Genomic DNA, 25,808 nt, shown 5'->3' with positions numbered 1-25,808 from the left:
GGCAAATGGGACGAGAGCCCTTAATGATCACTCAATCTGCACCCGGCGTCACCGATTCCTGGGCGGCGAGCACCGCCGCCTCCCGGGTCGGGTCCAGCCCGATGGAGCTGCGCTGCGGTCGTCCGGCGCGCGGCGGAACCGCACCGACCTCGCGCAGCCAGCGCCAGGTGTCGCCGACGGTCTCGGCCACCGGCCGACAGGTCAACCCGGCGGCCAGGGCGCGGGTCACGTCCTGCTCCAGCAGGCCCCGGTACGGGTGGCCGCGCGGCAGCCAGATCGGCAGGTCGCTCCACGGCTGCACCCCGGCGGCGAGAATCGACGCCGGATCGGTCCAGCGGAGCCGGGCGTCGGACCCGGTGGCGGCCACGCACGCGTGCAGCAGCTCGCCCATCGTGGTCTGCGCCGGAGGACCGACCGCGTTGAACGTGCCGCCCACCTTCCGGGCGCCCGCGTCGAGCATCCACCCTGCCAGGTCGCGGACGTCGACGTACTGCACCGGCAGGTCGGCCGGCGCGGGGGCGAGCACGTCCCCGCCCCGCTCGATGCGCCGCAGCCACCAGGGCAGCCGACCGATGTCCTCGCCCGGGCCCAGGATCAGGCCGGCCCGGGCGACCAGCGCACGCTGATCGAACACCTCCCGCACGGCACGCTCGGCACCGGCCTTGAGCTGCGGGTAGTCGCCGTCGACGGCGCCCGGGTCGGCGTCCACCACCGGGGAGTCCTCATGCAACCCCGCCGCGGCATGGTCGGTGTAGACCGAGCCGCTGGACACGTACACGTAGTGGCCGACCGAGTCGACCAGGGCGCGGGCGGCGTCGCCGGCGGCCCGCGGCGCACCGTCCCAGGTGTCCACCGCGACGTCCCACTCACCGCCGGCCAGCGCGGCCAGGCCGTCCGGCGCGGTGCGGTCACCCCGCAACCGGTGTACGCCGGACGGCACCGTGCCGTGCAGCCCTCGGTTGAACACCGTCACCGACCAGCCGCGGCGCACCGCCTCGGTGACCGTCGCCCCGCCCACGAAGCCCGTACCGCCCAGCACCAGCAGTCTCATGCGCGCCACCCTGCCGGCACCGGCCGGCGAAGGGCACCCCTGTTCACCGGCAGCGGATCTGCCAGTGGCAGAACCGGACGCTGGGCGGGAGGGTGCGGGCGTTCACGCTCACGCGGACCCCGTCCAGAATGCAGGAAAGCCACCCCGGGCATGGTCAACGGAGGCGCCGATTGCGAAACTGCTTCAATCTGCGTCAGCACAACCCCGGACGGAGCAGGGAATGTCCAGCACACCGCTGTCCCTGCCGCAGCCATCCGCGCGGGCACCCGAGTTCGGCCGGGACGCTCTCATCGTCTGCGAGAACCTGGTGCGGATCTACCAGACCGGTTCGATCGAGGTGCAGGCACTGCAGGGCCTGGACCTGGCCGTGCAGAGCGGTGAGCTGGTCGCCGTCGTCGGTGCCTCCGGGTCGGGCAAGTCGACACTGCTCTCCATCCTGGCCGGCATCGACGCCCCCACCGCCGGGCGGGTCCGGGTCGACCGGTGGAACCTGCTGGCGATGTCCCGCGCGGACCGGGTGGACTACCGGCGGCACACCGTCGGGTTCGTACGGCAGCAGACGGCGAGCAACCTGATCCCTTACCTGACCGCACGGGAGATGGTGGACCTGCCGATGACGGCTGCCCGTACCGGCAAGCAGGAACGCCGGGAGCGCGCGGCCGAGCTGCTGGACAGCCTCGGTGTCGCCGACTGCGCCGACCGCCGCCCCGGGCAACTCTCCGGAGGGCAGCAGATGCGGGTCGCGATCGCTGTGGCGCTGGCCAACCAGCCGCGGGTCCTGCTCGCCGACGAGCCGACCGGCGAGCTGGACGCCGCCACGTCCGCGGAGGTCTTCGGTGTGCTGCGGGACGTCAACCGGCGCTACGGCGTCACAGTCGTCGTGGTGACCCACGATCCGGAGGTCAGCGGCCAGGTCGAACGGACCGTCGCGATCCGGGACGGGCGCACCAGCAGCGAGGTGCTGCGCCGCACCACCACCGACGCGGAGGGCGACACCCACCTGATCGCCGAGGAGTACGCCGTGATGGACCGGGCCGGGCGGGTCCAGGTGCCCCGCGAGTTCCGCCAGGCGCTCGCGCTGACCCGACGGGTCCGGCTGGCCCTGGAACCCGACCACATCACGATCCACCCCGACTCGGAAAGCGGCGAATGAGCAGCGAGCCACTGCTGAGTGTGCGCGGCGTACACCGGCGCTTTCGCACCGGGCCGACCGTCGTGCACGCCCTGAACGGCGTGTCGTTCGACGTGGCCGCCGGTTCGATGGTGGCGCTCGTCGGCCGGTCCGGCTCGGGCAAGACCACCCTGCTCAACGTCATCGGCGGCCTGGACCGCCCGGACGCCGGCACCGTGCACGTCGACGGCACCGACGTCACATCGCTCGACGAGGATGGCCTGTCCCGGCTGCGGCGCGAGAAGGTGTCGTACGTCTTCCAGAGCTTCGGGTTGATCCCGGTGCTGTCGGCCGCGGAGAACGTCGCGGCCCCGCTGCGGATGGCCCGCGTCGCCCCCACCGAGCGCGAGCGGCGGGTCGAGTTGCTGCTGGAGCTGATCGGCCTGGCCGACCACGCCCGGCAGCGGCCGGCCGAGCTGTCCGGCGGCCAGCAGCAGCGGGTGGCGATCGCCCGCGCGCTGGCCGCCTCACCCCAGCTTCTGCTCGCCGACGAGCCCACCGGGCAACTGGACGCCGAGACAGGCCTGTCGGTGATGGCCCTGCTACGCGGGATAGTGGAGTCCGAGGGCGTCACCGTACTGGTGTCGACGCACGACGCGGTGATGATGGCCCTGGCCGACCGGGTGATCCGCATCCACGACGGGCACCTCGACGAACAGGCGGCCGGGCAGCCGTACGCGCCAGTGCCGGACGCCGGATGACGCGACGATGAGGCTGGTCAGCCGGCGCGCCCGCGCGCAGTGGCCGCTGCTGGCAGCCCTCCTCGGGGTCGTCACGATCGGCGCGACACTGCTGGGTACCTGCACCCTGTTGGTCACCCGCACCGCCGAGCGGGCGCTGGAGGTCGCCATGGCCCGCGCCGCCCCCGCCGCCGTCGACGTGACCGTCTACACCGGCACCGTCGAGGGCCGGGACACGTCGTCCGTCGCCGCCGACACCCGCACCGTGGTGGCCTCCACGCTCGCCCCGTTTCCGGTGACGACAACCGCGCGGGCGTCGACGGTGCTGCGGGCGCTGCCGCCCGCGCTCGCCGCTGGCACCACAGTGCCGGCCCAGGCGTACCTGTCCGGGCTGGACGACCTGCCGACCCGAGCCGAGCTGGTCACCGGGCGCTGGCCACAGCACCCAGGCGACGCGGTGCTGCTGGAGTCCACCGCACAACTGCTCGGCCTCACCCCCGGCCGCCGGGTACGCCTCGGCGCCGAACTGGCCCACGCGCCCGTCCCGGCCGTCGACGTGGTCGTCGTCGGTGTGGCGCGCCCGCTGCCGGGGCGCGGCTGGGACCGCGACCCGCTGGCCGCGGCCGGCTCCGCCACCGGCTACCGGGACGGACGCTTCCAGCAGCCGGTCAACGCCTACGGCCCCTTCCTCGTCGACCTCGCCGACCTGGTCACCACCGGTGCCACAGTCGACCGGCTGGAGGTCACCGCCCATCCGGACCTGTCCGACAGCAACCGCCACGACCTGGAAACCGTGGCCGGGGCCGTCGGCAGTGCCGACGACCGGCTGGCGGGCACCCTCGGCGACCGCGTCCGGCTCGCACGTGTCGCCTCCGAACTGCCACTGACCCTGCGGGCCGCCGACGACCAACGGCACGTCACCGCCGCCGTCGTCCTGGCCATCGCCGTCCTCGGCGGTGTCCTGGCCGCGACGGCACTCGTCCTCGCCGGTCGTCTGACCACTGGCATACGTGCCGACGAGACTGCCCTGCGGTCCGCCCTGGGCACCAGCCGTCGCCAACTCGCCGCCACCGCGACACTCGAGGCCGGGCTCGTCGCCGCCGTCGCCGCCGCGATCGCGATACCGGCCTCGTCGGCCCTGCACGCCGGCCTGACCCACCTGCCGCCGCTGGACGGTGCCGGCCTGACCGTCCGGCCGGCGATCGCCGGTGCCCAGGTCCTCGCGGTCGCCGGCGGCGCGCTGGTGCTCGCCGCTGTACTCATCGTCCTGGCCGTCCGGCCCGTCCCGGCAGCCGGCGACCAACGAACCCGCCGCGAACTGCTGGCCCGATCCGGCGCCGACCTGATACTCGCGGTGTTCGCCGCCGCCGGCTGGTGGCAGCTGTACGCGCAGTCCACCGCCGCCAGCCCACGCGCCGACGCGGTCCGGGTGCTCGCGCCGGCGCTGTTGCTCATCGCAGGCGCCGCCCTGGCTCTCCGGGTGGTACTGCCCGCCCTTCGCGGCGCCGACCGGCTGGCGTACCGCGCCCGCGGGCTGGCGCTTCCGCTGGCGGTCTCCGAGGCCGCCCGCCGGCCACAAGCGGTCGCCGCCGGACTGCTCGTCGGACTGGCCTGCGCGGCCGGAACCTTCGGCCTCGCCTTCGACGACACGTGGCACCAGTCGCAGCGCGACCAGGCCGCGCTCGCCGTCGGCACCGACCTCGCACTCACCCTCGGCACGGCGCCGGTGGCCGGAGACGGCGCGATCGTCAGCGCGGCCACCGCGGGGGCCGTGAGTCCGGCCCTCGACCGTGGCACCGCCGTCGGTCAGTGGCTCGGCAGCGCCGGCGACGCGCCGCGCCTGGTCGCCGTCGACACCACCCGCGCCGACGCGCTGCTGCGCGGGCGGCTGGACAACGACCGCGGATGGGCGGACGTGGGCGCCACGCTGGCGCCACGCACCCGGGTCGACGGCCTCGCCGTTCCGGCTGGCGCCCCACTCGTCCTGACCGGGACCGCCGCCGGCGACACCCCGCTCTCCGTGACGCCCCGGCTGATGCTGCAGGACGCCACCGGCCTACGCACGTCCTGCACCGGTCCCGCCGTACCGCTCGACGGCCAGGACTTCCGGCTGCCCGCCTGCGCGACGGCTGACGGGCTGCGCCTCGTCGCGGTCGCCCTGCCGGTCACCGCCGACGCGGTCGGCGGACCCGTCGCCGTCGCCGTCACACTCACCGTGCCGCCCGCCGGGTCGGCGGAGAGGCCCGCTGACGGATCGGAGTGGACCGCCACGTCCGCGCCGCCGGTCCCGAGCAGGTTGAGTGACCCGACCGTCACGGTGTCCGCCACCCCGACGGGGACCACGCTGCGAATGGCCGCGACCGTCGACCTCGGCGGCGCCGAGGACGCCGCCCGGACCCTCGTCGCCACCGCCTTCCCGGACCCCGGCCCGGTGCCCGTCGCCGTCTCCGCCCGCTTCGCCAGCGAGGTCGGAGCCGAGAACGGCAGCAAGCTCAGCGTCACTGTCGGCATCACGCCCGTCCCGGTCGTCGTCACCGAGGTCGTGCCGACCGTACCGTCCGCCCCCGGCGCCGTCGCCGTCCTTGCCGACCTGGACACGCTGTCGCGCGCACGTGCCGTCACCGGCGACCTGACGTTCCCGGTCGACGCCTGGTGGGTCGGCCACCCAGCCGGCCCCGGTGCCGCCGAGCGGGCCACCGCCCTGCACCTGGGCACCGTCGCGACCCGCGAGGCGGAGACCGCCCGCCTCACCGGCGGCCCGCTGCTCGCCGGGCTGCCGGCCGCGCTGCGCCTCATCGTTCCGGCCGCGGCCCTGCTGCTGCTCGCCGGCGTCGTCCTGCACGTCACCTGTGACCTCCAGGTCCGCGCCGTCGAGGTGACGCGGCTGCGCGGCCTGGGGATGTCCCGGCGCGGCATCCGGGCCGTGCTGCTCGGCCAGCACGCCGGCGTTCTGCTGCCCCTGCTCGCGGCGGGCGCGGCCGTCGGCGCGCTCGCCACCCGCGTCGTCGCTCCCCTGCTCGTGCGCTCCGAAACCGGTGCCGCGCCCGTCCCGGCCACCCAGCCACACTGGCCGTGGCCGGCCGAGGCCGCACTGCTCGCCGTACTGCTGGCCGGATGCGTGCTGGCGGTCGCCGCCGTGGTCACCGTCCAGGTCCGCCGGGCCGACGCCGCGCACCTGCGGGTGGCCCCGTGAACCGGTGGCTGACCCGCCGGTGGCCGGCGCTGCACTGGCCCAGCATCCGTGGCCGTGGCCGTACCGACGCCGGTCCGCTGCTGCTCGCCGCCGCCGTCATCGCGGCCGTCGCGCTGCTCGCCGGGGCCGCACCGGCGCTGCTCCGCGCCGCCGCCGACAACGCCGTCCAGGACACGGTCCGCCGCGCCGGCAACGACGCGAACGTCCTCGTACACGCCAACTGGGAACGCGACGACGGGCCGACCGGCGGGCGGGTCCGGATGCCCAGCCTCGCCGAGGACCTCGACAACTTGCGCGCCCGGGCGACATCCGCGCTCGGGCCCGATCTGGACGCCGCGCTGCTCCCGCCCCTCGCCGCTGTCAACGGCCCGATCCTCAACATCACCGACGGTAGCGCGCCACGTACCTTCCAGTTCACCTACCTGGCCGGTGACGCCGGCGGCCCGGACGTGACCTGGGTCGCCGGCAGCCCGCCCGGCCCCGCCGTCTCCGACGATTACGTCGAGGTCCCCTACGACGGACCGCCCTGGCCGGTGCAGGTCGGCCTCTCCGAGGCGGACGCCGCCGCACTCGACCTCGGCCCCGGCGATCGATTCCCGGTCACTGACGGCAAGGGTCGCGACAAGGACGTCCGGATCAGCGGAATCTACCGACCCACGGACAGCGCCGACCCGGCCTGGCGGCTCGCCCCGGCGCTCCTGCGCCCCGTGCCCGGCGCCGACGGCATGGGAACCACCCGGTTCGGCGGCCTGCTGTCGCGCGAGTCGTTACCGGACGCCCGGCTCGCCATCGACGAGGACCAACTGCGGCGCACCGTCCACTTCGCACCCGTTCCCGGCGCGCTCACCTGGGACGCCACCGCGGCGCTCGCCAGCCAGGTGGTCAAGCTCAAGGCGACGTCCGGCTCATCAAGCGACCGCGAGCAGTCCCTGAAGTGGGAATCGCAACTCGACACCGCCCTGCGCGACGCCCGTGCCCGCAACAGCGCCGCTTCCACACAGGCCGCCGTCCTGCTCGCCGGGGTACTGACCGCCACGGTGCTGGTCCTGCTGCTCGCCGCCGACCTGCTGGTCCGCCGCCGTACGCCGGTGCTGAGCGCCACCCGGCAGCGTGGGGCGGCGCTACCCGACCTCGGTGCGGAACTGATCATCGAGTCCACAGTGGTGTCGGTGTCGGCCGCCGCCGTCGGGCTCACGCTCGCCCGCGCGGCCGCTCCGGGCGTCTCCTTGACCTGGGCCGTTCCCGTGGTCCTGGCCGGCGCCGTCGCCGGGCCGGCGTTCGGCATCCTCGCCGCCGCCCGCGCCAGCCGGGACCGGCGCCAACCCGCCAACCCGGCCGCTCGGCGCTGGATCCGGGCCACCGGTCAGTTGCGCCGCGCCGCAGTGGAAGCCGCTGTCCTGATCGCCGCGGTCGCCGCCTTCGTCACACTGCACCAGCGCGGGCTCCTGCCCGTCGCCTCCGACGCTGACACCGGTGAGCTGACCGGCGATCTCGTCCTGCCGGTCAGCGCCCTCGCTCTGGGTGCGCTCGTCGGCGCGCTCGTCCTGCTCCGGCTACTGCCCCTCGGGGCGCGGTTCGCGCTCCGCCAGGCCCTGCGCTCGCGCCGTCCGCTGGCGGTGTTCAGTGCCGCCCAGGCGACCACAACGGCCGGACGCGCGCTGCCGCTGCTTGTTCTGGTCAGCACCACGGCGCTCGCGTCGTTCGCGCTCATCCTCGGCGCCACAGTCACCCGAGGGCTGACCGACGGCGCGTGGAGCACCGTCGGCGCAGACGCCCGCCTCGACGTCGGCGCCGACGCCGAGGCCGCCACGCCCGCACTCGCCGAGCGCATCGCCGCCGCACCAGGGGTAGAGCGGGTTGTCGTCGCACAGGTGACCGACTCGGCACGCGTCTTCGCCGAATCGACGCTGCTCACCCCACGCCTGGTCATCGTGGACACCGCCGCGTTCCAGCGCCTGCTGGCCACCACTCCGCTGCCCGACGCGCCGGCGTTGGCCCGGCTCACGGCTCCCGGTCCTGGCCCCGGGGAGGTCCCGGTGCTGGTCCGCTCGAGTGGCGGCGATCTGCGCACCGGCACGCGGCTGCAGCTACCCCGGGACGGCGCCCCGACCATCCGGCTCGCCGCAGTCGGTACCGCTCCCTCCGTCGGCGGCGCCGACGACGTCGTCATCGTGGACGCCGCGGCCCTCGCCGACGCCGGGCTGCCCGCCGTTCCGAACACCGTCTGGGTGACCGGCCCCGGCGCGGGGCGGGCCGTGTCGAACACCGGAGTCACCTCCGACGTCGTGCTGCGTGCGGACGTCCTGCGGGCGCAGCGGGTGGCTCCGCTGACGGCAGGGCTGGTACGGCTGGCGTGGACGACCGCCGCGGTGCTGCTGGCGCTGGGGTTGCTCGGCCTCACGCTCGCCGCCGCCGCCGGCGCCTCGGAGCGGTGGCAGACCCTGACCCGACTGCGGACCCTCGGCCTGCGGCCACGCGACGCCCGCTGGGTCGCCGCCGGAGAGCTGCTGCCGCCGGTAGTGGTCACCGCGGTGTACGGCCCGCTACTCGGGGCCCTGCTCGCACGCCTGACGCTCGGCCCGCTCGACCTGCGGCGACTCACCGGCCAGGCCGCCGACCCGACGGCGGTCCTGCCGTGGTGGCTGCTGGGCCTGGTGAGCGTGGCGCTGCTGGCGACGGCCGCCACCGTCGTACCTGTCGAGTCGGCGCTGCGGCGCCGCGACCGGCTGAGCGAGGTGCTCCGCGCCGGGGAGTGACCGATGGTCTCTCCGCCCGTGCGGGAAGCAGAAACGCCGAGACCCGTTACCGATATCGGTAACGGGTCATCTGATCCGCTTGCATGGATGGTGGGCGATACTGGGTTTGAACCAGTGACCTCTTCCGTGTCAAGGAAGCGCGCTCCCACTGCGCCAATCGCCCGTGGCGGCCCCGTGGGGCGCATCGCGAGCGGACGACGGGATTCGAACCCGCGACCCTCACCTTGGCAAGGTGATGCGCTACCAGCTGCGCTACGTCCGCACGTCCCCGGCAAGCGCCGGCGACAGGTGAACTCTACCCGATGCCAAGATCGCTTGGAACGGCACCCTGGCCGGTCGCGGTTGCGCTGGTACCCGCCGGGGTACTGAAGGGCTCGACAGCGCACCACACCCCCTTAAGGAGGCTGTCGTGGGTATCGGCACCAGCATCTTCCTGATCGCGCTCGGCGCGATCCTCACCTTCGCACTGGACGCGAGCGTCGGCGGTATCAACCTCGACGTGGTCGGCTGGATCCTGATGGGCGCCGGCGTGCTCGGCCTGATCATGACCACGCTGATCTGGGGTCGCCGCCGCCAGGTCGTCACCACCACCGAGCAGCCGGTGGAGTACCGCCAGGTCGAGGAGCGGCGGGACATCGCACCGCCGCTGTGACCCGGCCAGCTCCACCGCTGGCGGAACCGCCAGACCACCGTGATTCCGGGCCGGCCGCCTCGCCGAAGGCGGCCGGCCTTTCGCACCGACAACCCCACGCCGGGCAGGCGTCGCCGTCGGCGATTGGACCACAGTGCTCCGGCGGTGCCGGCGGCGGCGGAATCAGAACTCGATGACCAACCGGCCGCGTACCCCTCCCGCTTCCAGGAGTTGATGCGCGCAGGCCGCCTCCTGCGGCGGGAACCGGCCGGCGACCCGCAGGGTCAGCACACCCTCCTCGGCGAGTCGCCGAAGCAGGTCGAGCTTGTCGCGGCGCCCGTCGTACTCGTGCACGTACGCGGAAACCATGGTGATCCTCCGCTGGTCGGCCTGCGCCCGCAGCACCGGATCGGGCCCGCCGCGCAGCAGCGCCACGGCACCACCCTCGCGCACGGCGGGCAGCAACGCGCCACCGAGCAACGCGGTGTCGACAGCGGCGTCCACCCCGTCCGGGGCATGCTCGCGGAAGCGGTCGGCGACGCCCGGACCTCGGGTCACCGTCACGTCGGCACCGAGCGCGGCGACCAGTTCGGCGTCACCCGGCGCCGCGTCGGCAAACACCCGGTGACCGGCGGCCTTGGCGAGCTGTACCGCGTACCCGCCGACGGCACCGGCCGCGCCGGTCACCGCGAGGGTGCTGCCGGGCGGCAGCCGCAACTGGTCCAGGGCGTGCAGGGCGGTCAACCCGTTCAACGGCAGGGTGGCCGCCTCGGCGGGTGACACGCCCGCCGGAGCGGGCACCACCCAGGCTTCCGGGAGCACTACCCATTCGGCGTACCCGCCACCGGCCGCCCTCGTCGGGTTGACCATGGCCATCACCGGGTCACCCGGGGCGAGTACGCCACTGGTGTCGGAGCCCACCTCGTCGATGGTGCCGGCGATGTCCTGGCCGGGCAACAGCGGGTCGCTGCCGTGCAGTCGCACCGGCGTCATACCGGCCCGGATCAGCGTGTCCGCCGGGTTGACCGCCGCGGCGCGTACCCGGATGCGGACCTCACCGGGGCCGGCGTGCGGCGTCGGAAGCTCGACCACCCGCAGCACCTCGGGCCCGCCGTAGCGCAGCAGTCCGACCGCTCTCATGCTCGACTCCTCATTCGGGTGACCGGCCGACCACCGTGTCCGGCGGTCAGTTCAGGCAGGTGAGCGCGACCTCGGCGTACCGCGTCAGCGCCGCCCGGTCCGGGTTGATGGCACCCATCACCCGCAGGCCCTGGAGACTGGTGACCAGGAAGCCGGCCAGGTCGGTGGCGCTGCGGTCGGTGGTGATCTGACCCCGCAACTGCGCCTCGGCGAGCAGGTCGTAGAGCGCCAACTCCAGGGACTGGGTGGTCGAGCGAAGCCGCTCGGCGACCCGCACATCCTGGTGTGCCCGTTCCATCGACGCCCCGACGATGAGGCAGGAGAGGTGCCGGCCGTCGCCGGTGATGTCGTCCACCGTGCCGATGAACACCTCACGGATCACCGCCCGCGCGTCGTTGCCCGAGCGCAGCAGATCGACCATCGGTGTGGCGTAGCGCTGCCGGTACAGGTCGAGCACCGCCAGGTAGAGGCCGTCCTTGCTGCCGAACGCCGCGTAGATCGAGCCGCTGCCCAGGCCGGTCGCCTCGGAGAGGTCCCGCATGGAGGTGCCCTCGTAGCCCTTGCTCCGGAACACGTCCATGGCAGCGTCGACCGCGGCGTCGAGGTCGAACTCACGGGTGCGGGCCATGGCTGAACGCTACCCGCTATCTGGAACGATCGACAAAGTACCGCCGGTCACAGCCGCCGATCCGAGCCGTTTCCGCTGGCCGTGGGCGTGCCGACCCCGCGTTACGATCCAGATCATGGAGCCTCTCGACACGGTGCTGGCCGCGCACCGGGCGTACCTGCTCGGTTGGAACATCGGTGTCGCCGGCGGGCCGGACCTCCCGACCTACCGCAGTGACGTGCCGCACGCACCCCTCAACGGCGTGCTGCGGGTGGTCGGGCGCACCCCGTGGGACGCGCTCACCGAGGCCCGGAAGCGCCTGCACGGCGTACCCCGGATCTGGTGGGTCGGCCCGGACAGCGACGCCGGCGCCGCGGACGGCCTGGTCTCCCTCGGCGCGGTGCAGGTCGCCCGCATGCCGATCATGACCGTGGGGATCGGGTCGGTGGCCGAGGCGCCGACTCCGGCCGGCGTGCAGATCGCCGAGACCACCGACCTCGCCGCGTTCGTCCCGGCCTATGCCCGGGTGTCCGGAATCCCGGCGGACGGCGTGGCGGCGTGGCGGCGACGATCGAACGGGAGAAGGCGTTCACCGGCGACGGCACCGTGCTCCGGCTGGCCGGTCGCCTCGACGACGGCCGGGTCGTCGCGACGGCCGTCGCCTGGATCAGCCACGGTCTGGTCACCCTCTACTTCGTCGGCACCCAGCCGGAGCAGCGCCGCAGGGGCATCGGCGCGGCCATGACCAGGGCCGCGCTCCATCTGGCTGGCGAGCGGGGCGCCCGCACCGCCGCCCTCACCTCGTCGGCCGTCGGCGAGTCGGTCTACCGCGGCCTCGGTTTCCGGCCGGTGGGCGAGTTCCGCCTGTTGACCTTCTGAGAGCGAGCGCGCTACCCGGCGAGCCCGAGTGGATCACGGGGGTGGCTGTCCGCCGGAAACCATTGACTACAGGGTTCGGACAGCGTTGTCTTTTACTGGCGCCTGGGGAGGTACGACAGTGATCGACGATGTGTCCCTCGTGTTCTGCGTGACCGCCGACGTGTCGGTGCGCGAACGGATGGTCCGACGCCTGGACGGACTGGGCACCCTGGTCATCTGCACCGACCTCGCGGAGCTGCAGGCGATGATCGGCGGGCCGGTCATCAGCGGACCGGGACGGCTCCCCAGCCCCACCACGGCGTCCGCCCCCGCTCCAGCCCCAGCCGCTCCAGCCGTCGGCGTGGCCGGCCAGATCAACCTCGGTGACCTCACCATCGACCCGCTCGACCATCGGGTGACGTGGCGCAAAGAACCGCTGGCCCTGACCCGACTCGAGCGCAACCTGCTCACCCAACTCGCCACCGCACCGGTCGGAGTCTGGACGTACCAGCGGCTCTTCGAATCGGTCTGGGGCTGCGCGTTCCTCGGCGACACGTCGATCCTGCACTCGGCCGTGAAGCGGTTACGGCGCAAACTGCACGCCGTCGACGACGCCCTGTGTGTGCACACCGTGCGAGGCATCGGCTACCGGCTCAGCGTCGACTGATGACGTGGCGCCACAAGCGAAACGGCTCGTCACCGGGTCTTCCGGTGACGAGCCGTTCTCCTCTGGTGGGCGATACTGGGTTTGAACCAGTGACCTCTTCCGTGTCAAGGAAGCGCGCTCCCACTGCGCCAATCGCCCGTGCTTGTTGCCGAGGTGGGGACGGGATTTGAACCCGCGTACACGGCTTTGCAGGCCGTTGCCTCGCCTCTCGGCCACCCCACCGAGGTTGCCCCCGTCATACGTGGCGGCAGCTCCGAGCGGACGACGGGATTCGAACCCGCGACCCTCACCTTGGCAAGGTGATGCGCTACCAGCTGCGCTACGTCCGCACGCCCCCGGACGTTCCCGGGTGACGGATGAGAACTTTAGCCGAGTGGGTGTTTGACTGCCAACTCGGGGTCGCCTCGGCGCGTCCCGGGTGGCCGGGGCTGGAGCGGAGTCACTCTCGGCCGGCTTCCTAGGTGGCTGGCCCGGTGCCGGGATCCAGCACTGACCGTCACACTCAGACATTCCTCGGCAATGATCGTCATCATCGCGTCGCATGCCCGACCGTCGACGTCTCCACTACCCGACACCGGGCAGCGGACCTCGACGAACACTCTCCGTGGAACGACCGACGACCCCCGAAAGAAGTGTCCGGCTTCCGACTGTCACCGCGTGAATCGGCGCGTGGTGGTAACTGTTCGTGTTCGGTCGGATGGGCTACGGTAACGGTCGTGACGAGACGTGCGGCCGAGATCCGCCTGGATGCCCTGCTGCGCACCGCCTGCGACGTGATCGTGGAGCGCGGTCTGGCCAACACCCGGACGGCGGACGTGGCGAATGCCGCGGGCGTGAGTCAGGCGTTGGTCTTCTACCACTTCGCCACCAAGGAGCGGCTGCTCGCGCAGGCCTTCGCGTACGCGGTCGAGCAGGATCTGGCCCGCCTGGACGCGGTGACCCGCTCCTCGGCCACACCGCTGACCAAGCTCCGCCGGATCCTCAAGCTCTACACCCCGGCCGGGCGGGCGACCTCCTGGTCCATGTGGATCGACGGCTGGTCCGAGTCGCTGCGTACCCCCGAGTTGGAGAAGGTCTCCCGGCGGCTCGACCTGCGCTGGCGACAGGACCTGGCCGCGGTGATCACCGCCGGGGTGGCCGACGGCACCTTCCAGTGCGCCGACCCCGACGGGGCCGCCTGGCGGATCAGCGCGGTGATGGACGGCCTCGCCGTCCAACTCGCCGTGCACGACCGGGTGATCTCCCGCCGCCAGTTCGGCGAGTGGGTCCGGCTGGTCACCTCCCGAGAGCTCGGCCTGGACCCGGCCGACCTGGACTGAGCTGGGCAGCCAGCACCGATCCCCCCGCACCGGGCCGGGCAAAACGGGCTCAGTCCGCCCCGTCGACCGGAACAATCGGCAGCATGGACCTCCTGGAGGCGTACCGCCGGAGCCTGGCCGAATTCATCGACCGGGTGGATCAGATCGAGCCCGGCCAGTGGTCCGACCCGACACCCTGCTCGGACTGGGACGTCCGCACGCTCGTCAACCATGTGGTGACCGAGGACCGGTGGAGCGTTCCGCTGCTCGCCGGCCGGACCATCGACGAGGTCGGCGACCGGCTCGACGGTGACCAACTCGGCGCCGACCCGATCGCGACGGCCCGGGAGGCCGCCGCGCAGGCCGAGATCGCCGCCACCCACCCCGGCACGATCGATCGCACAGTGCACCTCTCCGGCGGCGACACCCCGGCCACCGAGTACCTCCAGCAACTCCTCGCCGAGCACCTCGTGCACGGCTGGGACGTGGCGGTGGCGATCGGCGCACAGCCCCGGCTCGACCCGGACGCGGTGCACGCCGCCGCCCAGTGGTTCGCCGGCCAGATCGACGCCTACCGGCGCAACAAGCTCGTCCACACCGGCGTACGGGTCCCCGACGACGCCGACGAGCAGGACCACCTGCTGGCCGCGTTCGGCCGCGACCCCGACTGGGCGCCGAGCGACTGAGCAGATCTCGATCTGTTGGTGCGACAGCGGCTCGGGACCTTGCCGTGACCTCGGGAGACTGATATCCACAGATGCGCATGCGTCACCGCGCATCTGTGGTCGGCGACTGGCCGACCATCTCGCTCCCACGAGGAGGTCCCGTGCCACAACCGGAGTGGTCACCCCCGATGAGCCGGCGTCGACGCCGGCTCATCGCCATCCTGGCGACGACGGCGACGGTCGCCGCGCTGCTCCCCACCGGCGTGAGCACCGCGGCCCCCACCGGCGGCGCGGCGTCCACCGAGCGCCGGTCCGGGCCGTTCGCCGAGGGACACACGCCCGCCGACGCCGACAACCGCACCGGTACGGCGGCACCCGACGCCCGCCAACGCGGCCTGGCCCGCGCCGTGGACCCCGACGTCCGGTGGAACCGGCTCGGCACCCCGCAGGCGCTCGGCCCCGGTCGTACTCCGCTCGCCAGCGGGCTGCCCGCCGACCCGGAGGCCGCCGCCCGCGCCTACCTGGCCGCCAACCGCGACCTGTTCGGCATGGACGCCGCGACGGTGGACAGCATGGAACGGGTGCTGGTCCGGCCGATCGGCAGCGGCACAGTGGTCACCCTGCGGCAACGCTTCGGGGACCTGCCCGCCGGGCCGGACGGCCTCGTCACCCTCGCGGTCGCCGACGGCGCGGTGCTCTCGGTCAGCTCCTCACTGGCCCGCAACACCGGCACACCAGCGCCGGCGACCCGCACCCCCGAGCAGGCGTACGCCGCCGCGCTCGCCGACGCCAAGCTGACCGCCGACACGGTGGCCAGCCACACCATCCGGTCGGTGGCAGTGCCCACACCGCTGGACGGGCCACGGGCCGCCTACGAGGTGACCATGATCGGCGCGGACACCGAGCACCCGGCCGCGTTCACCAGCTATGTGGACGGCAGCACCGGGCAGGTGCTGGTCCGCGAGGACCTCGTCGACTTCGACTCCGACAATCCGAGCTGGGCGGTCTTCCCGGCCACCCCGCCCCGCGACCTCGGCCCCGGGCAGGACCCCCGGGTGCGCTGGTGCGGCGACCCGGCCCCCGGCTGCCAGGCCGCCTGGCGTGACCCGGCCACCGGCCAACCGTGGGACGTCGACGCAGCCACCGGCACGCCGACCTTCACCTCGCGCGGCAACTCGGCCAACACGGTGCTGTCCTGGGGTGCGAACACCCCGGTCGTGCCGGCCCCCACCAGCCCGGAACGCCGCTACGAGTACCCCTTCACCGACCAGTGGCACCAGGCCAAGTGCAACCCGAGCGTGTTCACCTCGGCCCAGCGCAACGACGCGGACGCGTCGATCGCCAACCTCTTCGCCATGCACAACCGGATGCACGACTGGTCGTACCAGCTGGGCTTCACCGAGTCGGCGTGGAACCTCCAGGCGGTCAACCTCACCCCGTCCGGCCTGGGCGGTGACGCCGAGCAGGGCCGCGCCCAGCAGGGCGCGCTGAGCGGCAACCGGAACAACGCCAACCAGGGCACCCCGCGCGACGGGCTGCCGCCGACCACAAACATGTACCTCTGGCAGCCGCAGGCCGGCGGGCCGTACCCGCCGTGCGTGGACGGCGACTACGACATGACGGTGATCGGTCACGAGTACGCCCACGCGATCACCAACCGGATGATCGCCGGCCCGGACAGCGGGATCAGCGGCCACCAGGGAGGGGCGATGGGTGAGTCCTGGGGCGACCTGCTCGCCGCCGAATACCTCTACCAGCACGGGCTGCGCGCGCCCGGCGAGACGCCCTTCATCACCGGCGGCTACGTCACCGGCAACCTGGTCAGCGGCATCCGCAACTACGACCTGAGCCGCAGCCCGCTCAACTACTCCGACATCGGCTACAACACCGCCGGCCCGGCGGTGCACGCCGACGGGGAGATCTGGGGCGCCACCAACTTCCGGGTCCGCTCCGCCCTGGTGAAGCGGTACGGCCTCGGCACCCCGCAACGGCAGCTCGACTGCGCGCTGGGCAAGGTCGCGGCAGATCAGTGCCCGGGCAACCGGCGCTGGTCACAGCTGGTCTTCGACTCGTTCCTGCTCCAGGCCGCCAGCCAGGTCAGCATGCTCGACATGCGCGACAACATGCTCACCGCCGACCTGCTCCGCTTCGGCGGCGCGAACCAGGACCTCATCTGGGCCGAGTTCGCGCGCTCCGGGATGGGCCGGGACGCCGCCACCAACGGTGCCGGCGACACCGACCCGACGCCGAGTTTCGCCTCGCCGCGCGGTGGCAACGCGACGCTCACCCTGCGTCCGCGCGGGGACAGCGCCGAAGCACCTGTCCGCGTGTACGTCGGCGCGTACGAGGCGCGGGCCGTGCCGGTGGCCGACACCGACCCGGCGACGCCGATCCCGGACACGGTGGAGATGGTGGCCGGCACGTACGACCTGCTCGCCGTGGCCCCCGGGTTCGGACACCAGCGGCTCAGCGTGGTCGCCAAGGCCGGTCAGGACGGGTACGTCGACCTGCGAATGAGCCGCAACCTCGCCTCCACCGCGTCCGGCGCCACAGTCACCGGCGACGGGGTCAACCTGGACCGGGTCGTCGACGACACCGAGGCAACGAACTGGGCCAGCCTGGACGGGGTCGCCGGCCGGCAGCTCACCGTGGCGCTGCCGGGCGACGCCCCGCAGACGGTCAAACGGGTGAACGTCAGCGCGATGCTGCGCCCGGCGATCACCGGTGACGCCGACACCGGCGCCCAGAACGCGCTCAGTGCCCTGCGCTCGTTCGCGGTGTCCGCCTGCAACGCGACGACCACCGACTGCACGGATCCGACGCGTTGGCAACGCATCTACACCAGCGCGGGGGACGCGTTCCCCGGCGGGGCGTACCGGGCGTACAGCCGCGACATCAACCTCCGGACGTTCGCGGTACCCACCACCCTCGCCACCCACCTGCGCCTCGAGGTGCTGGCGAGCCAGTGCACCGGCGGCCCGAACTACGCGGGCGAGCAGGACGACGACCCGGCCACGACGACGGACTGCGCGACTGCCAGCCCGGCCCGGAGCCAGGTCAGGATCGCCGAGTTCCAGGCGTTCTCGAAGTGACACAGTGGGGCCGGCGGATGTCCGCCGGCCCCACCGTGCTCGATCAGCGGTGCGCCCGACGCCAGGGGTCGGCGACGGCCGGGCGCTCCCAGCGCCGGTCCACCGGGGGGTCGTCGGCCTCGTCGGCGTCCCCGGCCACGGCCCGGGTCAGGTGTCGCAGCCGCAGCAGCAGCCCCACCCCGAGGAAGAGCAGCAGACCGCCGAGCAGGAAGGCGACCTGCACCACGCCGAACGCGCCGGACTGGGAGACCGGGCGGTTGGCCGCCGGTGGCGCGGCGTCGGCGGCCTGCTCCGCGACCGGCTCCTCCGTCGCCGTACTCTCGCCCTCGGCCGGAGCGCTCGCGGATTCGGTGGGCTCCGGCGGGGTCGCCGTCGGCTTCGGCTTGCTGGTCGGGGCACCGCCCACCCCCACCACCGAGCGGGTGGCGGTCTGCCGGGCCAACAGGCGCAGGTTGGCGTCGTACGCCTCGGCGGCGAGGGTGACCCGCCCCTGGGTGACGTCCTCGTCGAAGGCCACCCGGTAGCGGGCCGTGACAGTGCGGCCCGGGCAGAGCGTGCCCGGGTCGAGCTGCCGGTCGGTCAACCGGGCCACGTCACCCTCGGTACGGATCTCCAGCGGAAAGTCGCCGGTCTCCTCCACCCGGTCCATCTTCACCTGGTCGAGCCGGAGGCCCCCCTGCACGGTGAGCACCATCGACCAGCGCACCTTCGCGCACCTGGCGCGCCGGTCGGTCTGGGAGACCACCGCGGAGATCGTCCGCACCTGCTCACCGGCGGTGAACCGTCCCGGCAAACCGCTCATCTCGGTGGTGAAGGCCGCCTGTGCCGGGGCGGCCACCGCCAGCTCCACCCCGCTCAGACAGGCCAGCACCACCCCTGCCCTCAGCGCATACCGCCACACCGTCACCACCGCCGTCCTCCGTTCGGTCGCCTCCACCCCGCAACGCTAGAAGCGGGGCACCGCGCCGACCAGACGGGTGTGTTCGCACCGGACGGCAAGGACGGGGTCGCTTTTCACCGACCGTGGTGAACCGGTCACCGCTCCCCCGCGACACGCCGGGAGTCGGGCCGCTGGGAGAATCGCGCCGTGTCCGAGCTCTCCAGCACGTTCGTCCGGCTGCACGCCCGGCTGGCCCCGGTCCCCTTCGTTCCCGAGGTGCTGCTGCACCAGGCGGACGAGCCGATCGGCCTGTGGGAGCTGACCGAGGGCGAGTTCTCCAGCGACCGGCCGCCGCCGTTCTGGGCGTTCGCCTGGGCCGGCGGGCAGGCCCTCGCCCGCCACGTCACCGACCACCCGGAGCTGGTCGCCGGCCGGCGGGTGCTCGACCTCGCCTCCGGCTCCGGCCTGGTCGCCATCGCCGCCGCCCGCGCCGGCGCGGCGTCCGTGCGGGCCGTCGAGGTGGACGAGCTGGCGGTGGCGGCGGTCGCCCTCAACGCGGAGGCCAACGGGGTACGCGTCGACGCCGAGTTCGGCGACATCCTCGACGGCGACGCCGGGGACGCCGAGGTGGTGCTCGCCGGAGACGTCTTCTACAGCGACGCGATGGCCCGCCGGGTGCTGCGGTTCCTGCTGCGCGCCGCCCGAGCCGGCGCGCCGGCGCTGGTCGGTGACCCCGGCCGGGCGTTCCTGCCCCGGGACCGCTTCGACGAGGTGGCCGGGTACGACGTGCCGGTGCCGGAGGCGCTGGAGAGTGTGCGGGTGAAGCGCACCACCGTCTGGCGGCTGCGGGCCGGGCTGCCGGGGGCCTCCGGCTAGCGTGTCCGGGTGCTGTTCCGCAGCTGGGCGCAGGTGGCCGACGCCGCATGGCCGGACGTGGCCCGGGTGCCGGACCACGTCGGCGGCACCCACCTGGTCGTGACCCGGCACCCGCTGGTCCGCCAGGTCCTCGCCGACCCGGTGACCTACCGGCCGGACAACGCGCTGGACGCGGTGACGCCGATGCCGGTGACCGCGCTGCGGGTGCTCGCCGGGCACCGGTTCCGGTTGCCGCCGACCCTGGCGAACAACTCGGGTGTCAGCCATCCGCAGATCCGGGCGATCGTCGCGGAGGCGTTGCACCCCGCCCGGGTGGCCGCCCAGCGGCAGTGGCTCACCGCGCTGGTCCGGGACCGGGTCGCCCGGATCGGCGCCGCGCTCGACGCCGGCGAACCGGTCGACCTGTACGCGGACCTCGCCGCCGACCTGCCGCTGCTGGTGCTGGCCCGGCTGGTCGAGTTGCCGGACGCGCCGGTCGGCGCGGTCAAGGAGTTCGCCCGCGCCGCGCTGGAGTTGTTCTGGGCACCGCTGGACGCCGACCGGCAGGTGGCGCTCGCCGCCGAGGTGGGCCGGTTCCACCGGGTACTGCGGGACTTCGCGGCCGTCGGTGGCGGTCTGGCCGCTGAGCTGCGCGCGGCCGGGCACCCGCCGGACGTGGTGGTCGGCGCGCTCTTCTTCCTGTTGGTCGCCGGGCAGGAGACCACCTCGCAGTTCCTCACCCTGCTCCTGCACCGGCTGGCGAACGAGCCAGTGGTCCGGGCCGGCCTGCGCAGCGGCGAGGTCGCGGTGGCCGACGTGGTGGAGGAGGGGTTGCGGCTGGAACCACCGATCGTCACCTGGCGGCGGGTGGCGACGACGGAGAGCACCCTGGGCGGCACGCGGGTGCCGGCGGGCAGCAGCCTCGTGCTGTGGCTGGGCCGCGCCGGTCGGGACCCGGCGGTGGTGGAGTCGCCCGACGAGTTCCGTCCGGGTCAGCGTGGATCACGCCGGCACCTGGCGTTCGGGGCGGGGGCGCACCGCTGCGTCGGGGACGTGCTGGCCCGGATGGAGGCGGCCGTGGTGGTGGCCGAGGCCGCGCCGCTGCTGGACGGGGTGACGGTGCTCCGTCCGCCCTGGTGCCCGGACAATCTCACCTTCCGGATGCCGGACGCGTTCGTGGTCCGCCGCTCGCCCGGGGTCACCGGGCTGACCGGATCCTGACATCCGCTCGGTATGTTTCCGGGCGTGTCAGCCATCCCCACCCGTCGGATCCCTGCCGTCGTAACGCTTCTGGTCCTGCTGACGTTGACTGCCTGCACGGTCGGTCCCGGTCACCCGGCGCACGCTCGGCAGGTCACCGCGGCCCAGCCGACTCCGTCCGCCTCGGCGCCGACCCCCTCGGCCTCGCCGTCCCCGACCGCGAAACCCGCGTTCAAGAGCCTGGCCTGGTACGTGTCCCAGGTGCCGACATTTCCCGAGGCACCGCAGCCGCAACCGGTGACGCTGCCCGCTACCGGTTCGGCGGCGTTCTGGCATCGCCTGCCGACCGACCAGAAGGTCGCCTTCATCACCATCGACGACGGTGGGCTGGCCCGCCCGCCGGAAGTGATCGACTTCATCTGGGAGGCGCGTATCCCGGTGACCATGTTCCTCAACTCGCCGGCGGCGGCGGAGCACACCGACTACTTCCGGCAGATCGAGGCGGTGGGCGGGGTCGTGGAGAACCACACCATCAGGCACAACTCGCTGGCCGGCCGGTCGTACGACTACCAGAAGCAGGAGATCTGCGGCGCCGCCGACAAGCTGGAGGAACTGTTCGGCAAGCGACCCACCCTGTTCCGCCCACCGTTCGGCGAACATGACAGCACCACGCTGCGGGCCGCGCACGACTGCGGCGCGAAGGCGGTCTTCCACTGGACCGAGACCGTCCACGAGGGGAAGGTGCGCTACCAGACCCCGGAGAAGGTGGTCCAACCCGGCGACGTGCTGCTGATGCACTTTCGACCGGCGCTGATGGACGACCTGCTCGCGGCGTTGAGGGCGATCCACCGGGCCGGGCTCACCCCGGCACTGCTGGAGCAGTACGTACGGTGATCGGCCCGTCGCCGACCTGACGAAAGTCAGGGGTGGGTGGTGCCGTTCGGGCGCGGTGGGGTGGCAGGTCGCTCGCCTAGCGTCAGTGCATGATCACATTACGTGGGTTGACGAAACGGTTCGGGCCGACAGTCGCGGTCGACGCGTTGACAGTCGACATCGCGCCCGGCCGGGTCACCGGCTTCCTCGGCCCGAACGGCGCCGGCAAGTCCACCACCATGCGCATGATCCTCGGGCTGGACCGACCCACCGCCGGGCAGGCCCTGGTGGGCGGGCGCGCGTACCGGGAGTTGCGCCGGCCGCTGCACGAGGTGGGCGCGCTGCTCGACGCCCGGGCCATCCACCCGGCCCGGTCCGGCCGGGCGCACCTGCGCGCCATGGCGCACAGCAACGGCATCCCCGCCCGCCGGGTCGACGAGGTGCTGGACACCGTCGGGCTGGACGGACGGGCCGCCGGCAAGCCCGGCCGGGCCCTCTCCCTCGGCATGGGCCAACGACTCGGCATCGCCGGGGCGCTGCTCGGTGACCCGCCGGTGCTGATGTTCGACGAGCCGGTGAACGGCCTCGACCCGGACGGGGTGCGCTGGGTGCGGCAGCTGACGCGCTCACTGGCCGACGAGGGACGGACGGTCTTCGTCTCCAGCCACCTGATGAGCGAGATGCAGCTCACCGCCGACCAGCTCGTGGTGATCGGCCGGGGACGACTGCTCGCCGACTCGCCGATCGGCGAGGTGATCGCCCGCAGCACGGTAGCGGTCCGGGTCCGCAGCCCACACCCGGACGGGCTGGCCGCGCTCGCCGCGCGCCTCACCGCCGCCGGGGCGAGCGTCGAGACCGCCGACCGCAACGAGCTGACCGTCACCGGCGTCACCGCCGACCAGGTCGGCGACCTGGCCCACGAACTGGGAGTACGACTGCACGAGCTGAGCGCGCACGCCGCGTCGCTGGAGCAGGCGTTCATGGAGTTGACCGCCGACAGCGTCGAGTACGACGGCGGTCCGACCGAGGGTGGGCAACGATGAGCACGCAGACCGACGCGGGCACCCGCCCCGCCAGCACGCCGGCCGCAGGTGCGCCGGCCACCTTCCGGGGGGCGGTGGCCGCCGAGTGGACCAAGCTCTCCTCGGTGCGGAGCACCTGGTGGACGGCACTGGCCGGGCTGCTGGTGATGTTCGCGAGCGCCGGCCAACTGGCCATCTACGTCGCCAACGACAACACCAACGACGACCCGACCGACGACCGGGGGATCGTCACCGTCGGCAGCGTGCTGATCGACTCGGTCGAGCTGACCCAGTACGTGGTGCTGGCGCTGGGCCTGCTCGCGATCACCGCCGAGTTCACCAGTGGCACCATCCGGACCACGTTGCAGTGCACCCCGTCGCGCGGTCGGGTGCTGCTGGCCAAGGCCGCGGTCGCAGGGGCGGTCACCTTCGTCCTCGGGCTGGTGCTCGGCGGCGTCGGCACCCTGGTGGCCCGACCGGTGCTCGGCGAGTGGGGCAGCGCCCCGGCCGCCGACACGATCGGCGACATCGTGGCGGTGGCGACCTACCTGGCGCTGGTCGGTGTGCTCGCCCTGGGCCTCGGTGCCGCGTTGCGCAGCGCGGTGCTCACCCTCACCGTGCTCCTCGCCACCCTGATGATCGTGCCGCTCTCCCTCCAGGAGCCGGACATCGACGTGCTGAACCGGATCGCCGACGTGTTCCCCGGCGTGGCCGGCGGGCACTTCCTGGCCGGCGACACCGAGCCGTACCCGAGCGTGGTCGGGCTGCTCCTGCTCGCCGGGTGGGCCGCCGCCGCGCTGCTGCTGGGCCGGGCCGCCCTGCGCCGCCGCGACGCGTAGGGCCGGCGAGCTGGGCGGGGGCCGGTCGGCCCCCGCTCAGCCGTCGACCAGCCCCGCCTCGTACGCGAGGATCGCCGCCTGCACCCGGTTACGTACGTCCAGCCGGGTGAAGATGCTGGTCAGGTAGCTCTTCACGGTGCCCTCCACGAGGTGCAGCCGGCGGGCGATCTCGGCGTTGGAGAGGCCCGCCCCGACCAGGGCCAGCACCTCCCGTTCCCGCTCGGTCAGCCCGGCCGTCCGGTCCCGGGCGGCGGGTCGGCGGGCCAGCCGGCCAGCCCCCAGCTCGATCACCCGGCGGGCCACCCTCGGCGACAGGTACGCACCACCGTCGGCGACGGCGTGCACGCCCGCGATCAGCTCACGTGGGTCGCCGGCCTTGAGCAGGAACCCGCTGGCGCCGTGCCCGAGCGCCCGGGCCACGTGGTCGTCCTCGCCGAAGGTGGTCAGCATGATCGTCGCGGTGTCCGGCACGACCCGACGGATCTCGGCGGCGGCGGCCAGCCCGTCCAGCCGCGGCATCCGGATGTCCAGCAACGCGACCCGGGGTCGGTGGGCCCGGACCAGCTCCACCGCCGCGTGCCCGTCGCCGGCCTCGGCGACCACCTCGATGCCGGGATCGCTGGCGAGGATGGCCCGAACGCCGGCCCGGATCATCGCCTCGTCGTCGGCCAGCACCACCCGGATCGGCGGTGCCCCGGTCGTGTCGGTGTCCACTACGCGATCCACTCCTTGCTGACCAGCCGGCCATCGGTGAAACAGAGTCGCCAGGTCGGCGCCGCGAGGGGGAAGTTGCCGTCGGTGTAGTACTCGCAGCCGGCCCGGTCGATCGGTGTCTGGCGATCCAACTGCCGCCGGGGCAGCCCGACCAGCTCGGACCGGGCCGCGCCGACGCGCATCTGGTCGAAGGTGGCCCGGTCCAGCACCGTCCCGGCGGTCGCCACCGGGTAGTAGACGAACGAGAGCACCAGGGCGAAACCGACCGGGGCGACGAGCGCCACCAGCAGGCTGCGCCGAACCCGCCGCCGGGCGTCGTGCAGCCGCCGCTCGGCGTCCACCGGCCGCTCCGCCGGACCCGGGCGCTCGTCGGACCAGGACGCAAGCCCGGCCTCGGCCGCCGACCCGATCGCCTCGGACGCCGCCGCGGTGGCCGGCAACACCGCCCGTACGGCGAACCCGCCGTCGGCCCGGTGGCCGGCGTCGAGCGTCCCGCCGGCGAGGCGGACCCGCTCGGCGAGGGCGAGCAGCCCACTGCCCTGCGAGGGCGGAGCGGGCAGCGGCCCGGCCGGCGGAGCCTCGTTGACGACTGTCACCTCGACCCGGTCACCGTCGCGGGTGAGGCGTACGTCGACCGGGGCGCCCGGCGCGTACCGGGCGGCGTTGGTCAGCGCCTCCCGGACGATCCGGTGCGCCGCGTGACCGGTCATCGCCGGTAGGTCCGCGACCGCCGGGGCGGCGTCCAGCCGTACCGCCATGCCAGCCTCCCGGGCACCGTCGACCAGGTCGGCCACGGTCTCGCCGCTCGGACGCAGCGACGCGCCAGCCTCCTCGCGGAGCACCCCGATGATCTCGTGCAGTCGCTCGGTGGCGGCGGAGACGCTGGCCCGCAACTCCCCCGCCGCGGCCCGGTGCCTGTCGTCCAGGTCGGCGGCGACCTCCAGGGCTGCGGCGCGCAACGCGATCAGGCTGAGGTCGTGACCGAGCGAGTCGTGCATCTCCCCGGCGATCCGGGCCCGCTCACGCAGTCGGATCCGCTCGGCGGCACCCCGCTGCTCGCGGGTCAGCGCGTCGACGTGCCGGCGACCGGCGTCGGTCAACTCCTGCTGCTGGCGCCGGTACCGGCCGACCAACCAGGGGAACACGGCGGCGAAGAGCAGCACCGAGGCGAGTAGGAACCAGGTTGCCGCGCCGGCGCCGAGCAACCCCAGGTTGAGCGCCGTGCCACCGGCCGTGATCAGCACGAAGACCATGATCGCCGGACCCACTGTGGCGCTGCGCCGCCCGGCGAGATAGCTGAAGACCGGAATGGCGAACACGAAGTTGCCGTCGACCAACGACCCGAGCACCGCCAGCACCAGGGCGACCAACGGTTGACGTCGACTCGCCACCACCGCCACACCGAGCAGCAGCAGCTTGCCGACCAACAGCGGAAACGTGTACCGCGTATAGGGCGGGCTGGCCTCGGCGTAGCCGACCGGGGCGGCCACCACCGCCCAGAGCAGCACGTCCAGCAGCAGGCGACGCCGCCGGTGCAGCCAAGCCGGCGGCGGGGAGTCGAGGATCCGCACGGCGGTCAGGCTACCCACGCCCGACCTGCGCGGACACCGACGAAA

General features: G+C 73.5%; 22 protein-coding genes and 5 tRNA genes. 16 read left to right on the top strand and 11 right to left on the bottom strand.

Going from position 1 to position 25,808, the window contains the following annotated elements:
• Positions 1 to 31: 31 nt before the first annotated feature.
• Positions 32 to 1,051, bottom strand: a complete 1,020-nt coding sequence (locus tag ABZ794_RS21020) for an NAD-dependent epimerase/dehydratase family protein (RefSeq protein WP_210786690.1) — start codon at positions 1,049 to 1,051, stop codon at positions 32 to 34.
• 220 nt (positions 1,052 to 1,271) lie between these two features.
• Here ABZ794_RS21020 and ABZ794_RS21015 point away from each other — a divergent pair, with 220 nt between their 5' ends.
• The 4 genes from ABZ794_RS21015 to ABZ794_RS21000 are packed head-to-tail and all read left to right on the top strand — an operon-like array spanning position 1,272 to position 8,851.
• Positions 1,272 to 2,204 carry an ABC transporter ATP-binding protein gene (locus tag ABZ794_RS21015; RefSeq protein ID WP_210786692.1) on the top strand — a complete coding sequence of 311 codons (933 nt, stop codon included), beginning with the start codon at positions 1,272 to 1,274 and terminating at the stop codon, positions 2,202 to 2,204.
• Entirely contained in the window at positions 2,201 to 2,923 is a 723-nt protein-coding gene (locus ABZ794_RS21010) for an ABC transporter ATP-binding protein (RefSeq protein ID WP_357517060.1), read from the top strand. The genes ABZ794_RS21015 and ABZ794_RS21010 overlap by 4 nt, the downstream gene beginning before the upstream one ends.
• A gap of 7 nt (positions 2,924 to 2,930) precedes the next feature.
• Entirely contained in the window at positions 2,931 to 6,095 is a 3,165-nt protein-coding gene (locus ABZ794_RS21005) for a permease (protein WP_357517058.1), read from the top strand.
• The gene (locus ABZ794_RS21000; protein WP_210783246.1) at positions 6,092 to 8,851 is read left to right on the top strand and encodes an FtsX-like permease family protein; all 2,760 of its coding nucleotides are present in this window, start codon (positions 6,092 to 6,094) and stop codon (positions 8,849 to 8,851) included. Before ABZ794_RS21005 ends, ABZ794_RS21000 begins: the two co-directional genes overlap by 4 nt.
• Before the next feature lie 88 nt (positions 8,852 to 8,939).
• Here the strand turns inward: ABZ794_RS21000 and ABZ794_RS20995 are convergent.
• Positions 8,940 to 9,014 (bottom strand) — tRNA-Val (locus tag ABZ794_RS20995).
• A 26-nt stretch (positions 9,015 to 9,040) separates the two neighbouring features.
• Positions 9,041 to 9,113 (bottom strand) — tRNA-Gly (locus ABZ794_RS20990).
• Positions 9,114 to 9,260: 147 nt separating this feature from the next.
• On the opposite strand from ABZ794_RS20990, the gene ABZ794_RS20985 reads away from it, so the two are divergent.
• A complete protein-coding gene (locus ABZ794_RS20985; protein WP_091400768.1) occupies positions 9,261 to 9,503 on the top strand; it encodes a DUF6458 family protein in 243 nt (80 codons plus the stop codon).
• A gap of 162 nt (positions 9,504 to 9,665) precedes the next feature.
• Here the strand turns inward: ABZ794_RS20985 and ABZ794_RS20980 are convergent, their stop codons facing one another.
• Together ABZ794_RS20980 and ABZ794_RS20975 are read right to left on the bottom strand one after the other, a co-directional pair.
• Positions 9,666 to 10,622, bottom strand: coding sequence for an NADP-dependent oxidoreductase (locus tag ABZ794_RS20980; RefSeq protein WP_210783243.1), 957 nt, complete (start codon positions 10,620 to 10,622; stop codon positions 9,666 to 9,668).
• A 46-nt stretch (positions 10,623 to 10,668) separates the two neighbouring features.
• Positions 10,669 to 11,250: a TetR/AcrR family transcriptional regulator gene (locus tag ABZ794_RS20975; protein WP_112585044.1), complete on the bottom strand. Its 582-nt coding sequence runs from the start codon at positions 11,248 to 11,250 to the stop codon at positions 10,669 to 10,671.
• A 115-nt stretch (positions 11,251 to 11,365) separates the two neighbouring features.
• Between ABZ794_RS20975 and ABZ794_RS20970 the strand changes: the two genes are divergently transcribed.
• The 3 genes from ABZ794_RS20970 (at position 11,366) to ABZ794_RS20960 (ending at position 12,754) form a co-directional block, all read left to right on the top strand.
• Entirely contained in the window at positions 11,366 to 11,974 is a 609-nt protein-coding gene (locus ABZ794_RS20970; RefSeq protein WP_357517156.1) for a hypothetical protein, read from the top strand.
• Positions 11,896 to 12,108, top strand: a complete 213-nt coding sequence (locus ABZ794_RS20965; RefSeq protein ID WP_357517148.1) for a GNAT family N-acetyltransferase — start codon at positions 11,896 to 11,898, stop codon at positions 12,106 to 12,108. The genes ABZ794_RS20970 and ABZ794_RS20965 overlap by 79 nt, the downstream gene beginning before the upstream one ends.
• A gap of 160 nt (positions 12,109 to 12,268) precedes the next feature.
• Entirely contained in the window at positions 12,269 to 12,754 is a 486-nt protein-coding gene (locus ABZ794_RS20960) for a winged helix-turn-helix domain-containing protein (RefSeq protein ID WP_238690982.1), read from the top strand.
• Positions 12,755 to 12,817: 63 nt separating this feature from the next.
• Here ABZ794_RS20960 and ABZ794_RS20955 read toward each other — a convergent pair.
• The 3 genes from ABZ794_RS20955 to ABZ794_RS20945 form a co-directional block, all read right to left on the bottom strand.
• Positions 12,818 to 12,892: transfer RNA gene (locus ABZ794_RS20955), tRNA-Val, on the bottom strand.
• A 13-nt stretch (positions 12,893 to 12,905) separates the two neighbouring features.
• Positions 12,906 to 12,976 (bottom strand) — tRNA-Cys (locus tag ABZ794_RS20950).
• A gap of 34 nt (positions 12,977 to 13,010) precedes the next feature.
• Positions 13,011 to 13,083: transfer RNA gene (locus tag ABZ794_RS20945), tRNA-Gly, on the bottom strand.
• Between the two features lie 387 nt (positions 13,084 to 13,470).
• Between ABZ794_RS20945 and ABZ794_RS20940 the strand changes: the two genes are divergently transcribed.
• From ABZ794_RS20940 to ABZ794_RS20930, 3 genes are all read left to right on the top strand, one after another.
• Complete coding sequence (locus ABZ794_RS20940) at positions 13,471 to 14,073, top strand: TetR/AcrR family transcriptional regulator (protein WP_210783237.1); 603 nt, start codon at positions 13,471 to 13,473, stop codon at positions 14,071 to 14,073.
• Between the two features lie 83 nt (positions 14,074 to 14,156).
• The gene (locus ABZ794_RS20935; RefSeq protein ID WP_357517055.1) at positions 14,157 to 14,738 is read left to right on the top strand and encodes a TIGR03086 family metal-binding protein; all 582 of its coding nucleotides are present in this window, start codon (positions 14,157 to 14,159) and stop codon (positions 14,736 to 14,738) included.
• Positions 14,739 to 14,878: 140 nt separating this feature from the next.
• Complete coding sequence (locus ABZ794_RS20930) at positions 14,879 to 17,809, top strand: M36 family metallopeptidase (RefSeq protein ID WP_357517053.1); 2,931 nt, start codon at positions 14,879 to 14,881, stop codon at positions 17,807 to 17,809.
• A gap of 43 nt (positions 17,810 to 17,852) precedes the next feature.
• On the opposite strand, the gene ABZ794_RS20925 is transcribed toward ABZ794_RS20930, so the two are convergent.
• A complete protein-coding gene (locus ABZ794_RS20925; RefSeq protein ID WP_238690941.1) occupies positions 17,853 to 18,746 on the bottom strand; it encodes a hypothetical protein in 894 nt (297 codons plus the stop codon).
• Positions 18,747 to 18,896: 150 nt separating this feature from the next.
• On the opposite strand from ABZ794_RS20925, the gene ABZ794_RS20920 reads away from it, so the two are divergent.
• The 5 genes from ABZ794_RS20920 to ABZ794_RS20900 all read left to right on the top strand — a co-directional run bounded on the left by ABZ794_RS20920 (position 18,897) and on the right by ABZ794_RS20900 (position 23,478).
• Entirely contained in the window at positions 18,897 to 19,565 is a 669-nt protein-coding gene (locus ABZ794_RS20920; protein WP_357517051.1) for a 50S ribosomal protein L11 methyltransferase, read from the top strand.
• Positions 19,566 to 19,574: 9 nt separating this feature from the next.
• Complete coding sequence (locus tag ABZ794_RS20915) at positions 19,575 to 20,765, top strand: cytochrome P450 (protein WP_357517049.1); 1,191 nt, start codon at positions 19,575 to 19,577, stop codon at positions 20,763 to 20,765.
• A gap of 24 nt (positions 20,766 to 20,789) precedes the next feature.
• A complete protein-coding gene (locus ABZ794_RS20910; protein ID WP_238690940.1) occupies positions 20,790 to 21,638 on the top strand; it encodes a polysaccharide deacetylase family protein in 849 nt (282 codons plus the stop codon).
• A gap of 89 nt (positions 21,639 to 21,727) precedes the next feature.
• On the top strand, positions 21,728 to 22,660 hold the full coding sequence (locus ABZ794_RS20905) for an ATP-binding cassette domain-containing protein (protein WP_210783221.1): 933 nt from the start codon (positions 21,728 to 21,730) through the stop codon (positions 22,658 to 22,660).
• On the top strand, positions 22,657 to 23,478 hold the full coding sequence (locus ABZ794_RS20900; protein ID WP_357517047.1) for an ABC transporter permease subunit: 822 nt from the start codon (positions 22,657 to 22,659) through the stop codon (positions 23,476 to 23,478). The genes ABZ794_RS20905 and ABZ794_RS20900 overlap by 4 nt, the downstream gene beginning before the upstream one ends.
• A 36-nt stretch (positions 23,479 to 23,514) precedes the next feature.
• On the opposite strand, the gene ABZ794_RS20895 is transcribed toward ABZ794_RS20900, so the two are convergent.
• Positions 23,515 to 24,192, bottom strand: a complete 678-nt coding sequence (locus ABZ794_RS20895) for a response regulator transcription factor (protein ID WP_334505238.1) — start codon at positions 24,190 to 24,192, stop codon at positions 23,515 to 23,517.
• Positions 24,192 to 25,763, bottom strand: coding sequence for a histidine kinase (locus tag ABZ794_RS20890; RefSeq protein WP_357517044.1), 1,572 nt, complete (start codon positions 25,761 to 25,763; stop codon positions 24,192 to 24,194). The genes ABZ794_RS20895 and ABZ794_RS20890 overlap by 1 nt, the downstream gene beginning before the upstream one ends.
• Between the last annotated feature and the right edge of the window lie 45 nt (positions 25,764 to 25,808).

This window comes from Micromonospora sp. NPDC047187 (assembly GCF_040643355.1).
Classification (GTDB): domain Bacteria; phylum Actinomycetota; class Actinomycetes; order Mycobacteriales; family Micromonosporaceae; genus Micromonospora; species Micromonospora salmantinae.
This window is presented reverse-complemented; position numbering and strand designations above follow the sequence as displayed.

Excerpts from the sequence above, each read along its gene's own strand:
- ABZ794_RS21020 (WP_210786690.1), bottom strand. The coding sequence starts at position 1,051 with ATGAGACTGCTGGTGCTGGGCGGTACGGGCTTCGTGGGCGGGGCGACG.
- ABZ794_RS21015 (WP_210786692.1), top strand. The coding sequence starts at position 1,272 with ATGTCCAGCACACCGCTGTCCCTGCCGCAGCCATCCGCGCGGGCACCC.
- ABZ794_RS21010 (WP_357517060.1), top strand. The coding sequence starts at position 2,201 with ATGAGCAGCGAGCCACTGCTGAGTGTGCGCGGCGTACACCGGCGCTTT.
- ABZ794_RS21005 (WP_357517058.1), top strand. The coding sequence starts at position 2,931 with ATGAGGCTGGTCAGCCGGCGCGCCCGCGCGCAGTGGCCGCTGCTGGCA.
- ABZ794_RS20980 (WP_210783243.1), bottom strand. The coding sequence starts at position 10,622 with ATGAGAGCGGTCGGACTGCTGCGCTACGGCGGGCCCGAGGTGCTGCGG.
- ABZ794_RS20975 (WP_112585044.1), bottom strand. The coding sequence starts at position 11,250 with ATGGCCCGCACCCGTGAGTTCGACCTCGACGCCGCGGTCGACGCTGCC.
- ABZ794_RS20970 (WP_357517156.1), top strand. The coding sequence starts at position 11,366 with ATGGAGCCTCTCGACACGGTGCTGGCCGCGCACCGGGCGTACCTGCTC.
- ABZ794_RS20935 (WP_357517055.1), top strand. The coding sequence starts at position 14,157 with ATGGACCTCCTGGAGGCGTACCGCCGGAGCCTGGCCGAATTCATCGAC.
- ABZ794_RS20905 (WP_210783221.1), top strand. The coding sequence starts at position 21,728 with ATGATCACATTACGTGGGTTGACGAAACGGTTCGGGCCGACAGTCGCG.
- ABZ794_RS20900 (WP_357517047.1), top strand. The coding sequence starts at position 22,657 with ATGAGCACGCAGACCGACGCGGGCACCCGCCCCGCCAGCACGCCGGCC.